This is a genomic window from Mycobacterium pseudoshottsii JCM 15466, assembly GCF_003584745.1.
Lineage (GTDB): Bacteria > Actinomycetota > Actinomycetes > Mycobacteriales > Mycobacteriaceae > Mycobacterium > Mycobacterium marinum.
Genome location: NZ_AP018410.1, coordinates 5,080,094 through 5,094,534 on the forward strand (window position 1 = coordinate 5,080,094; position 14,441 = coordinate 5,094,534).

Consider the following 14,441-nt stretch of genomic DNA (forward strand, 5'->3'; position numbering starts at 1 on the left):
CAACGGCCAACGCCGCGCGGCCACCGCCGTCGCTGCCAATACCGTCGCGACAAGCCCCAATTCACGAGGGCGCAGCAAACATACAGACATTCGGCGGTGCTCGAGTGACCGGCGGGTTGCGAGACATCCTGTCCCCGTCGCGGCTCACCCACATCGTTGATGTCGGGGCCAGCCGAAGCTGCGGCGACTGGCCGTACACGGCCATGCTCAACGCAGGCCTGTGCCACCTCACCGGCTTCGAGCCGGGGCCCGAAGCGTTGCTCGAGTTGCAGCGCACGCGCGGCCCCAACGAGTCCTACCTGCCCTACACCCTCGGCGACGGCACGCCACAGACTTTGCAGGTCTGCCCGCCACCGGGGGGAATGACCAGCCTGCTCGAACCCGACCCGACAACGCAGGGGTTGTTCACGCTCTTCGATCCGTTCGGCAAGGTGATCGAGCGCCTCCCGATCCAGACTCATCGCCTCGACGACATCGGTGAAATCGAACATCTTGATCTCTTGAAAATCGATATCCAAGGCGGCAAACTGGCTGTTTTTCAGAACGGCCGGGAAAAACTGGCCGAAGCGGTGGCAGTTCAGACCGAGGTCTCATTCATCACCTTGTATCGGGATCAGCCGCGCTTCGGGGATGTCGACCTGGAACTACGCAGTCAGGGGTTTGTCCCGCACTGCATCCCCAACGCGGTGAAGAGATGGGTGATCGGCAGGTGATCGGCGACTTTGTCGTCGGCGGGAGTCCAAGCCGCCCACTGAACCAGATCCTGGAAACCGACATCGTCTACGTCCGGGACTTCTTTGACCCCGACGCGATGACCGCCGAACAGCTCAAGCACCTGGCAATGATTTCGCATCATTGCTCTGGCTCGTTCGACCTGTCCTTCCGGTGCGTGCAGCTGCTGCAGGCCAGGGGCGCGGTGGGCCCCGCAAGCGCGCAACGCTACCCGGATATTTACCGGCGCGCGGTTCGCCACAAATCAGCGCTCTGGCGCGCGCAAAACGCCGCTAGCCGGCTAAAGCATCGACTGCGGGCGAGCGCCGCGAAGTGGACCCGTTCACCCGGTCGGGGTCGTTGAACTCTGGCCGAACCCGGCGGCGCGGTGCACGGCGTTGGCGGACTTGACCGGCTCCGCCTTGCGGATCACGTAGGTGAGGTTATTGTGCCGCCAGGCCAGAACACCAAAGGACAAGGCCCACAGCGCTTTTGCGTATGCCCGAACGATCCGGACCCGTAAGCCTTTGCCCCGGACGTAATAGGTGTGCCCGCGCTCTTCGACAATCGTGCACTCGTTGTTGTCGCAGAACGCCCGTATGCCGTGCCGGGAGATGACCGGCGCATGGTAGGTGCGAAACGGCGGATGGCCGGGCTTCCCGGCGTCGGGGTAACCCACGAAGTAGCGGTAGTAGGCCAGATGAGCCGAAAACGGTGTGTGCCGCGTGGTCCAGCCGTAGACCGCGTCGCGGTCCGGGATACGCAGCAGCAGCAGCCCGCCAGGTTTGAGCCCGTCGAGCATCAACGCGAGCGCGGCCTCGGCGTCGTAGATGTGCTCGAGCACGAACGAGCTGTAGATGACGTCGTAGCGCCCGGGCGGGATCGTTCCCTTGACGGTCAAATCACCCAGAATCGCCTCGTCGAGGTCTCCGACCTTCTCAACACGCCTTTGCAGCGCATCAGCATTGAGGTCGATACCGGTCAACCGATAATCGATGCCATCCAGATTGATTGGCCATTCGAGCCCACATCCGGCTTCGAGTATCTCCAGCGGACCGCCGAGACTTTTGATGACCGAGGAACACAGCGCCACTTCGTCGCTCCAGCTGTCGACGGTCTTCAAGTCCGTTCGACTGCTCATCTAGTCCCCTTAACGCTGGCCCGGTGCGACGGTAAACGCACAATTTCAGTATGTCGGCTCCGCCCGGTTGGGGCCCCGCCGGTGCCGCGGCCGCCGTTACCTATCCGTCGTGGTCGGTTTTGATGGCGACCAGCGATTTGATCAGCCGGCGAATCGTTCGTACCAAATCAACGATGACGGGAAGTATCGGCGCATCTGTGCAATACCGATCAAGTCGATCTCATCGACCTGCTCTTGTGCCTCTTCGCGAGTATGCGTCCGAATGTAACCGCGATTCCAGCGCATCGATATCTGCACCCGCGCCTCGTAAGGCAACCACTGGATGCCCGGGAACAACCAGTGCGGCTCGATCGGAAAATAGCGGTAGGGGGTTTGCACCCAGTGCCGGTCGGCCAGCCGGTGCACATTGTCGGCCAAGCGTTGCCGCCGCACATGGCCGCCGACATGTTCCAGTAGCGAATTGGAGAACACCAGGTCGAAGTGGTCGTTCGCGATCGTGCTGGGCAGCTCACATGCGTCGCCTTGGATCGCGGTGATGCCCGTGATCTGCGATTCGATGGGCAGCAGGTTGACCGTGGTGACCGCGGTGGGCCGCACTGGGGCCAACCGCCACGACTCCGGTGTTCCGCCCAGATCGAGCACTCGCATTTCGGCGAACGACGGAAAAACCTCGATGAGGTGCCGCCATCGTCTCGCGCGGGCGCGCCCCGAAAGGGATAGCCGCGAATTGATGTCCGTGGCGGTGTCGCGCAACCAGTTCGACATTTATCCCTAGTCTTTGACGTCGGCCCGATGACATCGGAATCTCCGGTGTGGCGTTTCGAGCCGGATCCTGCCAGCGACCGCCGCATAACGAAACTAATGGCTGCCGGTGAGCACCGCAAGAAAACGCCCCGCTGCGGAAAACGCGGCGTTCGGCGAGAATGCACCAGGTGAAGACGGAGTTGGTGGTTGCCGTCGCACAGCCACCAGGGCTCCGGCGTTGTTGATTAGCAGGCTTGTGAGCTGGGGAATTGTGGATTGAGGAGGTCTAGGCGGCGGTTGGCGGTCAAAGCGGTGATCCGGCAGGCTTCGGCGATGTTGTCGGCGCCGTTGAGGCGGTGCAGATTGATCGCGGTGTTGCGTAGCGTTGCTAGGACCTGTGCGCCGTTTCCGGTATGTGCCCTTTGACGGTCTTCGTCGAAGGTGACGTCGCGTATCCAGTGCAGGCTGTTCTCGATTCCCCAGTGTTGACGCATCCAGGTCATGATCGCGGTAGGGCGGGCGTGCTCGAACGGCAGGCTGCAGATGGCATAGACCACCTCCACGCTGCGCTGGTCGGTGGCGGTGATCAAGCGTTCACGAGTGATCCGGATGATTTGTTTTGCGTAGGGGAAGCCGATTCCTCGTGCAGCGGTGATGATTTGCAGGGTGCGGGTCTCGACACGGCCGTGGCCGCGGGAGTCGTCGGTAGCGGCTGCGGGCACCTCGGCCCAGGGCAGCGCGGTGATACGCGCAAGTATTTTGGCTTGGTTGGACTTGACGATCATCAGGTAGTGCGACTTCAAGGTGGCGCAGATCAACTTCGCGGTGACGACCTGGGTATGCATCGCATCCACGGTGACCAGCCACCGCAAGCTACCCGGCAGCAGCGTGAGCAGGGCACGTACGCAGGGAATTTCATTGCTTTTCTCGGCGACAGCGAGTTGACCGAGCACCAATCGGGCACGGTGGGCGAACACCGGCACGAGATGCGTGGCTGTCGCTTTGGCGCGTAAAGCACCACGCAGCATCTTGCCGTCCAACGCGATCGGCACCAATCCACTGGGGTCGCTGCTGGCCACGTGTGCAGTGAAGTAACTGCCCATCCTGGCGTTGAGGTCGGCGGGGTCTAGCCGAGACAAAACAGCGCGGAAGGTCTTCTCACTGGGCCGCCGGAACCGGACCCCTAATTGGGCCAACACATCATCGGGAGCGGTGGCCGCCCATGCGGCAAAACCAGCATAGCCGCGCATCCCCGCGGCAGTGGCCAGAACCGCGATCGCCAACAAAGCCATCAGCGAATACCTCCGACCGCGTGGGCCCCTCGGGTCTGGCACCGAGGCCAACACATCGAGAAACTCCGATCCGATGAACTCGCTGCGCTCACCAGGACTCCAGCGGTCGAACACCTCTGGAACCGACGACACAGGCAATACTGAAACGGTAGGCACGGGCAACTCCAGACCAACGACGAACAGTAACCAACTCGATCGTTCTCCAGATAGCCCGTGCCTACACTCCGGCCCCAATAGCGCGGCACCAAAGATCATCAACCCAGCTCACAAGCCTGCTAATCAACAACGCCGGAGCCCTGGCACAGCCACGAACCGTGATGGGCGCGGTGGCCGCGAATGTCGATGCCCACGCGGCCCTGATCCAACGGGCCAACGCACGCCTGGTGGTGTTTCCGGAGCTTTCGCTCACGGGCTACCAGCTAGAGGTGGCACCGGTCGATGTCGCCGGCCCAGTCGTTGATCGGTTCGTATTGGCATGTGCGGCAACGGGTTGCAGTGCCTTGGTCGGCGCACCCGTCGAAGACCGCGGGCGGCGCTACATCGCGATGGTGCTGGTCGACTCCTCGGGCGCTGAGGTAGTCTACCGCAAGACGCACCTGGGCGCCGCCGAAAAGGCGCGGTTCCGGCCAGGTCCCGCCCCCCAACGATCGACCTTGACGGGTGGCGCATTGGGTTGGGGATATGTCGTGACACTGGTGTGCCCGAGCACGTGCGGGGCACCGCGCGGCTCGGGGTGGACCTGTATGCCTGCGGTGTCGTTCATCATGACGGGGAACTCGGCGAGCAACGGCACCGTGCTCGCGCCATTGCCGCGACGTGTACCGCGCCGGTTGCCATGGCAAGCTTCGCCGGGCCCACCGGAGGTGGCTACCTACACACAGCGGGCCATTCGGCTATCTGGTCGGCGACGTCGACGCTGGTAGCCGAGGCCGGCGCCGGACGGGACCAGATCGCACACGCCACGATCGGCCGGACCCCGCCGGGTCGGGCCGGCGACGATCACACCCCGAAGACGGCATAGATGCTGACGGTGGTGAACCTGTCGAAGCGCCGCCAGTGCCGGCGCGCCCTCTCCAATGCGGGCAGCAACCGCTTGGCGCCCCGGTTGTAGCCGATGTCGAGCTGTAGCAGTCCGCTGTTGTCGAACGCCGCCCGGAACTGATCGGGGGTGTTGCCGTTGAGGCCGATGTCCAACAGCGAGCCCACCGGATGGCCGTATTTGCGTGCTGCGGCCGCAAACACCAGCCGTTTCGGCAGGATCGCGTGCGCCCAGGGCACCTTCAAACCGGTGCGCCCATGGTCGCCGAAGGGGCTGTAATACAGCGGGCTGAATCCCGCGTAGATGCGCCCGCCGGGCCGGGTCAACCGTTCGCCGAGGGCCAAAAGCAACGACGCCACGTCGGCAACATGCTCGAAGGTGTCCTTGGAAACGATCACGTCGAACGGTTCGTCCACCGGAAGCGACCGCACATCGACCGCCCGAAACCTCACCCGATCGGCCAGCTCGGGAAATCGCTGCGCCAGGTTGCGATTGGCGAACGCGACGCGCCCTTCATCCAGATCCACGCCGAGCACGCTGGCGCCGGCTTGGGCGATGTCGATCGACAACGCGCCATGGCCGCAGCCGACGTCGAGGACCCGCTTGCCCGCCCAGTCGGGGACAACCCCGAACCGACGCCAATACTCGTTGTTGGACTCCGCCTGCTCATCGAAGTACTGCCGGGCGTACTCTTCGCTCTCGGTCAACGCCACCCGACCCATCCGTGTGTCGGCATGGCATCGCCGCCGGCCACCGTGCCTGTCGTCATCGTCGTACCTTATGAGAACACCGTCGGGGATGGTTGGTTGACATCGTCATCGCCGGGACGGGTGCGGATCGCTGGCCAGGCTTGCCCACAACCGCGTCAGCTGCTGATACCAGCGGTCGAGCCCGAACTCACCGGCCCGCTCTCGGGCGGCCCCGCCCAGGCGGGCGCGCAGGTTCTCATCGGTCACCAGGGCGCCGAGCGCGTGCGCGAGCTGATCGGCGTGGGCGGGCCCAACGAGCAGGCCGTTGACGCCATCGGTGACCACTTCGCCGATGCTGCCCGCCGTTGTCGTCACCGGGGCCAGCCCGTTCGCCATCGCCTCGAGCAACGCCATGGGCAGGCCCTCGTTGCGGCTGGGCAACACGAAAATTATTGCACGGCACAGCAACTCGTCGCGCGCCATCGGATCGAGCCAGCCCACCACGTCGATCGTCGCGCCCAGACCGGCCTTGGCGACCGCCGCACGCACCTGGGCGACGTCGCCGTCCCCGGCGAGCGTGGCCAGCAGCCGGTTGCGCACCGTCTCATCGAGCGCCGCTACCGCGTCGATCAGGTCATAGCTGCCCTTGCGCACGCCCAGCCGCCCCAGGGCCACCGCATGCACCCGCTGGACCCCCAGCTGATTCACCGGGGTGTTCGGAATTCGAACCGCGTTGGGTAGCACGCTGATCCGGTTGGTGGGCAACCGCAGCCGGCTGGCGTACTCCTGGACATGGCGCTCCCCCAGCACCACCCAGTGATCGGCGGCCAGCATCCGGCGCACCGCCGCCCGAGCTGGCGGCGCGAGCTGATCGAACCAGCCGCCGAAGTCGTAGCTGTGGGCATGCACAATCGCCGGTGTACCGGTCAGTCGCGCCGCTAACAGCGGCAGGGCTTTGCGAATCACGCTGCCGCCGTGGGCCAGATGAACATGCAGGACATCGGTGCGCTTGCGCAGCACCAGCCAGGTGGCGCGCAGCATTCCGCGGACACCGAGCATCAGCCGCGGCCATAGCGGGCCGTCGATGAACGTGGGCACCGCCGTGATGTGGATGTGTGGGTCAGGATGGGCCGCCATCAGCGCGATCACCGTGGCCATACCGCCCCGGCTGGTCGCCGCGGCCGGGGCCGGGCCGACCACCAGCACGCGCAGCCGGCCCTGCGGCGTCGGCACCCCGACCGAGTTCACTCGGGCGTGCCCGCCGACGCCAGCGCCGCGTCGGTATCCGCGGCCTGGGCATCGGCGCCGCCGCGTCGCTGCGTGGCAAATCCCATCGTCAACCCCAAGACCAGACCCAAGCCCAGGGCGTCCACCGGCATCTCCGGCAATGGCCAGACGGCGGAGATGGCCAGCAAGCCGATGCTGGTGGCCGCAGCGATCTTGGCGCGGTCCGACCCGCGGCGCAGCGCCCCGAACAGCGGGGTGAGGGCGAAGATCGCAAACACCGCCATGCCCACCGCCCCGGCCTTGGCCAGCCACCAGAGATAGAAGTTGTGCGAGAAGGTCGGGTAGAGCTTCATCGTGAAGTCGTCGGGGTCGTCTCCGTACGGTTGCTGATAGGCGTAGCCCAGGCCGTGGCCGAACACCGGGGCTTCCGCGATCGCGCGGTCGAGGCTGTCGATTTCGCGCAGCCGATCTTGCGTCGATTCGTCGACGGCGAGCGCGCCGCCCGAAAGGCCATGCAGCACACGCTGGTTGAATGCGGTGAACTGATCGGCGAGCCACGCCCCGGCCCTGGACTGCTGCAGCAGAAACAATGAGGTCGGCACCACAAACGCGACAACCGCGGTGCCGACCAGGAAAAGCGTGGCGGTCCGGCGCAGCGCCGGCCAGCTGAAGGTGGCCAGCAACGCGACGACGGCGGCCACCGCCAGCGAGATCAGCACATGGCGGGCGAAGGCCAGCAACACGATGATCAACGCGGGCAGGCCCAGCGCGAAAAAGAAGGCCGGCCTGACCCGCCCGACGATCACCGCGGCGACCAATGCGCTCAGCACGGCGGTGGCCGGTGTTTGCGCGGACAAGATGATCCGCAGGGCCTGGTCGGCTCCCGTCGTCTCGGCAAGGCTTTCCGCCCGGCCGGCCAGCCGGATCGCATGCACCGAACCGACAATGGCCATGCCCGCCGAGAACCACAGCGTCACGACCATCGTGACAATCGCCATCCGCAGGTAATTGCCGTACACCACCAACAGCGCCAAGACGAACCCGCCGGCCATCTCCAACAGGTTTTGCGCCGACCGCATCACCACCCAGTCGGGGTGTCCAAGCACCAGCCCGACCACCGCATACAGCAGCACCGCCACCGCGAAGATGCCGGGCAGCACGAAATCGGAGACCCGCGGTCGCACCAGTGGAATCAGGTAGCAGATCGCCAGCACCAACGCCACCTGATAGGCGTAGATCACGCCCGGGCCGACGACCTTGCCCACGTGCAGGCTTGCCGGCAGCGCCGCGAACGCCAAGAACAACGCGATCCCTACCATCGCTTCGGGTTTCGCCCAATACACGACCAGGCTGAACATCCCGGCGATCAGCATCACACCTTGGCCGGTGTGACGCACCGACAGCACGCCGAAAACGAAACATCCGAACAAGAACGCCGCGAGCAGTGCCGCACCCATCGCCAAGCGATATCGGCGCGGCAGGTAGAGGATCACGACAGCCCGCTTAGCTTTCCGCGGTAGATCCGGGCGGCGGCGCTGGTGTGGCGCGAAATTCGGGCGTCGGTCAATACGGTGCCGACGACGTTCGCCCCGGCCGCGCGCAGCGCCGACAGCGCGTCGTCGACTTCATCGACGGTGGTGCGTCCCGCGCGCACCACCAGCACCGTGGCTTGCACGGCCCCGGCCAGCAAGCCGGTATCGGCGGTGGCCAGCACCGGCGGGCCGTCGATCACCAATCGGGAAAAGCGTGCCGAAAGATCCATCAGCACGCTGTCAATCACTTCCGGCAGGTAAGCGTTGGCCGACGCGGTCTCGCGGCGGACACTTCGCGACGCCAGAATGAACAGCTTCGAGATCCGGGTGGGGTTGACGACTTCCAGCGCGATCTCGGGGTTGGCCAGCGCGTTGGCCAACCCTTCTCGGGATTCCACCTTCAGCAAGCCGGCAATCACGGGCCGACGGGTGTCACCCTCGACCAAAAGTACGTCTTCACCGAGTTCGGCCAAGGACAGTGAGAGATTCAGCGCGGTGGTCGTGGTTCCCTCGCCGGCGAACGGCGCCGCCACCACCAGGCGCCGGGCCTGCGGCCCCATCGCCCGCAGCAGGCGGGTACGCAGGCCGCGCACCGCGTCGTCGATGGCGACGTCGGTACCGAACTGCGGCACGCCGCCGCGCCGGCCGGGAAGCTCGGCCAACGTCGGCAGACCCGAAAGCTGGTCGAGTTGCCGGCGGCTATGCACGGTGCGATCACTGGCCTCACGGGCCAGCGCCACCTCGATCCCGAGCAGCAACCCGGCCGCAAGCCCCATCACCAAGTTGCGCTTGGGCAGCGGCCGGCTGGGACTAACGGGCACCTCGGCCCGCTTGACCACCGTCACCCTGGCCATCGGGGCGGTGGGCGGCGCCTGCTGCTGCGGTTCGGCGCCGAGTGCGCGCGGGGCCGAACCGAGCGTCCCAACCAGCGTGGCGAACGAATCGGCCATGCCCCCGGCGAGCAACGCGGCACGCTTTGGATCGGTGTCGGAAACCGCGATGGTGAACAGCATTGATTTCGGCGTGTATTTCACCTGGGTCTGCTGCACCAGAGCTTCGGGGCTGATCGGCAGCTGCAGCTGACTGATGGCGCGTTGCGCCACCTCACGGCCCTCGGCGATCTCGGCATATGACGACAACAGGTCTTGTGCGGCCTACCCGCCCCAGTACACGTCGTTGACGTCGGTCTGCCCGGATACCGAGATGAAGATGGTGGCCGAGGATTGATAGACCTTGGTCTGAAATGCGGTGACGGCTGTCGCGCCGGCCAGACACGCGAGCAGCGCGCCGACCACAAGTTTCCAGCGCTTGGCGAGGGTCTGAACAAAGGTGCGGAAATCCATCCATTACCCCCTCTGAGCCGGCGCCACACAAAGAGGGCCGATCGCGTTCCCTGGGCACCCGCACTGGGAATTCCTCTGGAATTATGCAGCATTCTCGCCGTCGCGCAGGAGATACGGCGGTCCTTGCCCCCGGACCCGGCACCGACATCCGGACCAGCCCCGACCAGCCCCGACACCGCGCGGTGGCCCCCAAGCGCGCAGCGCTGACCACGCCGGTTCGCGTAGCGTGTCACCGACAAGCCGCGGCGCAAACGCGTTCTAACCCGGCAATGGCTTGGCCGTAGGAGATGCCGATGCGACGCCAGGCTCACGATCGCGAGGGAAGACTGCCGCCGATGACAGCCGCGGCCCGGATCAAACGGTGGCTCGCTCCGGTGGTCCGAACCGTCGCGCCGGGTCTTTTCTGGCAACGCAAGTACCGGGTGCTGCAACGCCTCGGGGAATCCCGCGCCGATGTCCGGCTGGCCGCGTCGCTGTGCGATCCGGATCGCATCTCGGTGGACATCGGGGCCGACGTCGGCGAGTTCACCATCGCGATGCTGGCCTCGTCACGCTCGGTCGTCGCGTTCGAGCCCCGGCCCGCCCAGGCGCGCGAGCTGGCCTCGATGTTCGACGCGGTCGGCGCCGCGGCGCGGGTGGAAGCGGTGGCGCTATCCGACAAGCCCGGTTGCCTGTCCATGCGCGTCGTGGAGTCCGAACCGGGCCGCAGCACGATAGACACCGGCAACGCCCTGGGCGATGTGGCTGGCCGAATCCGAAGCATCGACGTAGCGGTCAAGCGCCTCGACGATCTGCAATTGAGCGACGTCGGCCTGATCAAGGTCGACGTGGAAGGCCACGAACTGGCGGTGTTGCGGGGCGCCACCGACACTCTCATGCGCAACCGGCCGACGATTCTGGTGGAAGCCGAGGAACGCCATCGCCCCAACGCCGTGGCCGAGATCACCACCCTGTTGGGCGGACTCGGGTACCGGGGCTTCTTCGAACTCGGCGACGAGCGGCGCCCGATCGCCGAGTTCGACGTCGCCCGGCATCAGAACCCGGCGAACATCGGCGGCCAGCGGGATGGCTGGGCGCCCCGGGGCGTCTACGTCAACAATTTCGTCTTCGTCCCCTAGACCGGGCCATCACCCGGCAACCGCCGGCCGAACGAAAAAACCCCAGCCAACGGCCGGGGCATCCGCCACGCGACTCAGCGCTCACTTGTGAACCGAGTCTGCGAATCTGTGGAGCTAGGGAGAATCGAACTCCCGACCTACTCGATGCGAACGAGTCGCGCTACCAACTGCGCCATAGCCCCTGAACGCTATGCAGGCTACCAGCCGCGGCCGCAACGGCCGAACCGCCTGCCCCTACTGGCCCACGGCGCGCGGCAAGTCCCGCGGCCAGCCGTAGCCGCGCACCGGGCCGGCGTAGTCCAGATGCTCGAAGATCGGGTCCTCGTCGTCGATCTCGAGCACCACCGCGCCGGGACGCCGCAGCCGCGACGGCACCACGTCGTAGTCGCGGTCGTGGGTGTTTTCCACCCCGAGCCGCGCCCGGGCCTGTCGTTGCATCCGGTGCCGCCGCACCTTGGCCTCAATGCGGGTCTGGCGGCGCAAATACGCCAGGTAGAGCATCGTCACCACGGTGGCTGCCGAGCAGAGCCACCACGCGGCAGCCGTCACTTCGAAGGCGGCAATGGCCGAGCCGACCAGCACCACTGCCATCGCCACCAGCATGCGTTTACGGAACGCGTACTTGCGAGCGCTGACCGCTGCGGCGGTCTTGGTGTCGTATCGGCGCCGCCGCGAGGCACCGGAGGTGTACCTCGGCGTCGGCTCGTAGCCCTCTTCGTCGTCGGCTTGCGCCTCCAAACCGGAAGTGTCGTCCATGTATTCGTAGTCGTCTTCGGCGTGCTCGTGGTTGGCCGCGCGCGCTGCGAAGAGCTCCGCGGTGTCGAGTTCGGAGTCGTCGGCCAATTCCGGCTCATCACCTAGCTGCGACTCGTCAACGGGCTCTTCTTCACCGTCGAGTTCGGCCTCCGGCACCGCCGTGCCGGCCGCCCGCGCCATCGGCTGCTCCTGCGCCGATCGAGCGCCGGGGCCCAGGCAGAGCACACCCGAGTCTTCCTCGACGACATCGACATCGAGGTAGTCGGGCTCGTCGACCGCGGTGTCGCGAGTGGCCGCCACCTTCATGATGACCGCACCCTGGCTGCCCGTGTCCTGGGCTACCTCGTCATCGCCGTGCGCCAACTCCGGGATTTGGTCGGTTTCCGGCTCGGCGTCGTCCTCGGCGTCTTCATCGTCGTGGGCCTCGTGGTCCCACTCTCGCTGGCGTTTCCAGTCGGGGTCGCTGCGATGACCGGCGGCCGGACCGCCGCGCTTGACCAGTCGCGAGCTCGCGCCCCCGTTGAGCACCCTGGTAGCCAAGGCGACGTCGCTGGTGCGACGGACCGCTTCGCGTTTGCTGATCAGCATGGGTACCAGCACAAACAGCCACAGCACCACCAGCGATATCCACAACAACGACTGCGGGATGCTTGGCATAGTGACCTGCTCTCTTCGGTTCCGATCCCCGCGAGGCACATCAGTGGCCAACGCGGCCGGGTCAAAAGCGCCCAAGGGCAATTACACACCTGTAATTTGCCTCCCACAAGCACCACACGCCACACGTGTCGCGATAGCCCCAATTTTCCCTAGGGCTCCCGCCAGCGGGATTTCGCCATTCGCACCGGCCGGTTTGCCGCCGGCGCTCAGAGCCGGCTGGCTTGCCCCGCACGAACCAGCGTCGAGACCACCGACCCTTCGACCTCTTCCACGGTGAGGCCAACCAGCAGGTGATCGCGCCATGCCCGGTCCACCTCGAGGTAGCGGCGCAACAGCCCCTCCTCGCGGAACCCGACCTTCGCCAGCACCGCTCGGCTGGCCGCGTTCTCCGGGCGCACCGTGGCTTCCACCCGGTGCAGCCCCACCGGCCCGAAGCAGTGGTCCAGCCCCAGTGCCACCGCACCGGTGGCGATTCCCCCACCGGTCTGCGAGCTGGCGACCCAATAGCCGATCCAGGCCGAACGCAGCGCCCCGTGCACCACGTTGCCGACGGTCAGCTGGCCACAGAACCTGCCGTCCAGCTCGATCACATACGGCAGCATCCGGCCCTTACGCGCCTCCGAACGCAGCCCCGAACACACCGCCGGCCAGGCCGCGACCGAATGCCGGATGGTCCAGTCGCCCTCCGCGCTGGGCTCCCACGGTTCCAGGTGAGCGCGGTCGGCCAGCCGGGTCCGGCTCCACTGCGCGCCGTCGCGCATTCGAACCGGGCGCAGCCGGATCACGCCGGCACGAACCCGCAGCGGACCGACATCCATCGGCCAACCGGGATGGCGCTGCCCAGCGCGCATGAGGTTCACGAAGATCTTGCCGTGGGTCGCTCTACCCGTGCTGCGCCAGGAAGGCGACGTCAACGATCTCGCCGGTACGGATCTGTTCGGCTCCGGTGGGTACCACAACCAGACAGTTTGCCTCGGCCAGCGTGGCCAGCAAGTGCGAGGATGCCCCCGGAGCCCCGCCCAGCGCCTGAACCAGGTATTCGCCGCTCTCCTGATCCCGCATGAGCTGGCCGCGCAGGTAGCCCTTGCGGCCGGCCACCGAGGTGATCGGCGACAGCGTGCGGGCCTGCACGATCCTGCGCATCGGTTGGCGTTTGCCCAGGGAGAGCCGGATGAGCGGACGAACCATCACCTCGAACACCACCAAGGCGCTGACCGGGTTGGCGGGCAGCAGAAACGTCGGGACCCGATCGCGGCCGAGTTGGCCGAACCCCTGAACGGATCCCGGATGCATCGCGATGCGAACCACTTCCATATCGCCGAGCTCGGAAAGCACCGAGCGGACCGCCTCGGCGGCCGCGCCGCCCACCCCGCCGGCGATCACCACCACCTCAGCCCGGTTGATCTGGCCCTCGACGATCTCGCCGAGTTGCTTGGGGTCGTTGCTGACGATGCCGACCCGGTTCACCTCGGCGCCGGCGTCCCGGCCGGCGGCCGCCAGCGCGTAGGAGTTGACGTCGTACACCTGCCCATTGCCCGGCGTGCGGGAGATGTCCACCAGCTCCCCGCCCAGCGCCATGACCGACAGCCGCGGCCGCGGGTGCACCAGCACCCGTTCGCGCCCCACCGCGGCCAGCAGCCCCACCTGGGCGGCCCCGATGATGGTGCCGGAGCGCACCGCGACGTCACCGGGCTGCACATCGTCACCGGCATGGCGCACATAGGCGCCCGACGGCGCCCCGCGCAGCACCCGAACCCGATTCATTCCGCCATCGGTCCACCGCAGCGGCAGGACCGCGTCGGCCAGCGTCGGTAGCGGGGCCCCGGTCTGCACCCGAACCGCCTGCTTGGGCTGCAACCTGGTGGGTGTGCGAGCACCGGCTTCGATGGTGCCCATCACCGGCAGCGTGACCGCATCACGGCTGGTAGCGCTGCCGTCGTCGACAAAGAACTCGGCGGCGCCGGAGGCGAGGTCTTGCCCGACCCCCACCACGTCGACGCTGCGCACCGCATACCCGTCGATGGCGGCCTGATCAAAACCCGGAAGGGGACGTTCGGTGACCACTTCTTCGGCGCACATCAGGCCCTGCGCCTCGGCGATGGCAACACGGATCGGCCTCGGGGCCACCGCGGCGGCCGATATTCGGGCCTGCTGCTCCTCTACAGAACGCACAGCGCGCCTTTCCGTCGAGC

At 66.5% G+C, this 14,441-nt stretch carries 12 protein-coding genes, 1 tRNA gene and 2 pseudogenes; 4 read left to right on the forward strand and 11 right to left on the reverse strand.

Going from position 1 to position 14,441, the window contains the following annotated elements; translation table 11 throughout:
* Positions 1 to 104 precede the first annotated feature (104 nt).
* Complete coding sequence (locus MPSD_RS29815; RefSeq protein WP_020786138.1) at positions 105 to 713, forward strand: FkbM family methyltransferase; 609 nt, start codon at positions 105 to 107, stop codon at positions 711 to 713.
* The gene (locus MPSD_RS29820; protein ID WP_020786137.1) at positions 695 to 1,075 is read left to right on the forward strand and encodes a hypothetical protein; all 381 of its coding nucleotides are present in this window, start codon (positions 695 to 697) and stop codon (positions 1,073 to 1,075) included. The genes MPSD_RS29815 and MPSD_RS29820 overlap by 19 nt, the downstream gene beginning before the upstream one ends.
* Here MPSD_RS29820 and MPSD_RS23100 read toward each other — a convergent pair.
* The 3 genes from MPSD_RS23100 to MPSD_RS23110 form a co-directional block, all read right to left on the reverse strand.
* Positions 1,055 to 1,834, reverse strand: coding sequence for a class I SAM-dependent methyltransferase (locus tag MPSD_RS23100; RefSeq protein ID WP_232022647.1), 780 nt, complete (start codon positions 1,832 to 1,834; stop codon positions 1,055 to 1,057). The two genes, MPSD_RS29820 and MPSD_RS23100, sit on opposite strands and share 21 nt — an antisense overlap.
* 159 nt (positions 1,835 to 1,993) lie before the next feature.
* Positions 1,994 to 2,617 carry a class I SAM-dependent methyltransferase gene (locus tag MPSD_RS23105; protein ID WP_086085531.1) on the reverse strand — a complete coding sequence of 208 codons (624 nt, stop codon included), beginning with the start codon at positions 2,615 to 2,617 and terminating at the stop codon, positions 1,994 to 1,996.
* 224 nt (positions 2,618 to 2,841) lie between these two features.
* Positions 2,842 to 4,044, reverse strand: a complete 1,203-nt coding sequence (locus MPSD_RS23110) for an ISAs1-like element IS2404/ISMul1 family transposase (protein WP_420811969.1) — start codon at positions 4,042 to 4,044, stop codon at positions 2,842 to 2,844.
* 161 nt (positions 4,045 to 4,205) lie between these two features.
* Here MPSD_RS23110 and MPSD_RS23120 point away from each other — a divergent pair.
* Positions 4,206 to 4,795 (forward strand): annotated as a pseudogene (locus MPSD_RS23120) (carbon-nitrogen hydrolase family protein); the annotation flags it as partial.
* A 92-nt stretch (positions 4,796 to 4,887) separates the two neighbouring features.
* Here MPSD_RS23120 and MPSD_RS23125 read toward each other — a convergent pair.
* From MPSD_RS23125 to MPSD_RS23140, 4 genes and pseudogenes are all read right to left on the reverse strand, one after another.
* Positions 4,888 to 5,649 carry a class I SAM-dependent methyltransferase gene (locus MPSD_RS23125; RefSeq protein ID WP_223161212.1) on the reverse strand — a complete coding sequence of 254 codons (762 nt, stop codon included), beginning with the start codon at positions 5,647 to 5,649 and terminating at the stop codon, positions 4,888 to 4,890.
* A gap of 93 nt (positions 5,650 to 5,742) precedes the next feature.
* The gene (locus MPSD_RS23130) at positions 5,743 to 6,864 is read right to left on the reverse strand and encodes a glycosyltransferase family 4 protein (RefSeq protein WP_020786133.1); all 1,122 of its coding nucleotides are present in this window, start codon (positions 6,862 to 6,864) and stop codon (positions 5,743 to 5,745) included.
* Positions 6,861 to 8,336, reverse strand: a complete 1,476-nt coding sequence (locus MPSD_RS23135) for an O-antigen ligase family protein (protein WP_086085271.1) — start codon at positions 8,334 to 8,336, stop codon at positions 6,861 to 6,863. The genes MPSD_RS23130 and MPSD_RS23135 overlap by 4 nt, the downstream gene beginning before the upstream one ends.
* Positions 8,333 to 9,718, reverse strand: a pseudogene (locus MPSD_RS23140) (tyrosine-protein kinase domain-containing protein). The gene MPSD_RS23135 and the pseudogene MPSD_RS23140 overlap by 4 nt, the downstream one beginning before the upstream one ends.
* 335 nt (positions 9,719 to 10,053) lie before the next feature.
* On the opposite strand from MPSD_RS23140, the gene MPSD_RS23145 reads away from it, so the two are divergent.
* Positions 10,054 to 10,836 (forward strand): FkbM family methyltransferase, encoded by a 783-nt coding sequence (locus tag MPSD_RS23145; RefSeq protein WP_036426300.1) that lies wholly within the window; start codon positions 10,054 to 10,056, stop codon positions 10,834 to 10,836.
* A gap of 109 nt (positions 10,837 to 10,945) precedes the next feature.
* On the opposite strand, the gene MPSD_RS23150 is transcribed toward MPSD_RS23145, so the two are convergent.
* The 4 genes from MPSD_RS23150 to glp form a co-directional block, all read right to left on the reverse strand.
* Positions 10,946 to 11,018: transfer RNA gene (locus MPSD_RS23150), tRNA-Ala, on the reverse strand.
* Positions 11,019 to 11,070: 52 nt separating this feature from the next.
* Entirely contained in the window at positions 11,071 to 12,249 is a 1,179-nt protein-coding gene (sepX, locus tag MPSD_RS23155) for a divisome protein SepX/GlpR (protein ID WP_020786128.1), read from the reverse strand.
* Positions 12,250 to 12,455: 206 nt separating this feature from the next.
* On the reverse strand, positions 12,456 to 13,109 hold the full coding sequence (locus MPSD_RS23160) for a GNAT family N-acetyltransferase (RefSeq protein WP_012396071.1): 654 nt from the start codon (positions 13,107 to 13,109) through the stop codon (positions 12,456 to 12,458).
* Positions 13,110 to 13,131: 22 nt separating this feature from the next.
* Positions 13,132 to 14,421 (reverse strand): molybdotransferase-like divisome protein Glp, encoded by a 1,290-nt coding sequence (gene glp / locus MPSD_RS23165; RefSeq protein WP_086085272.1) that lies wholly within the window; start codon positions 14,419 to 14,421, stop codon positions 13,132 to 13,134.
* Positions 14,422 to 14,441 lie beyond the last annotated feature (20 nt).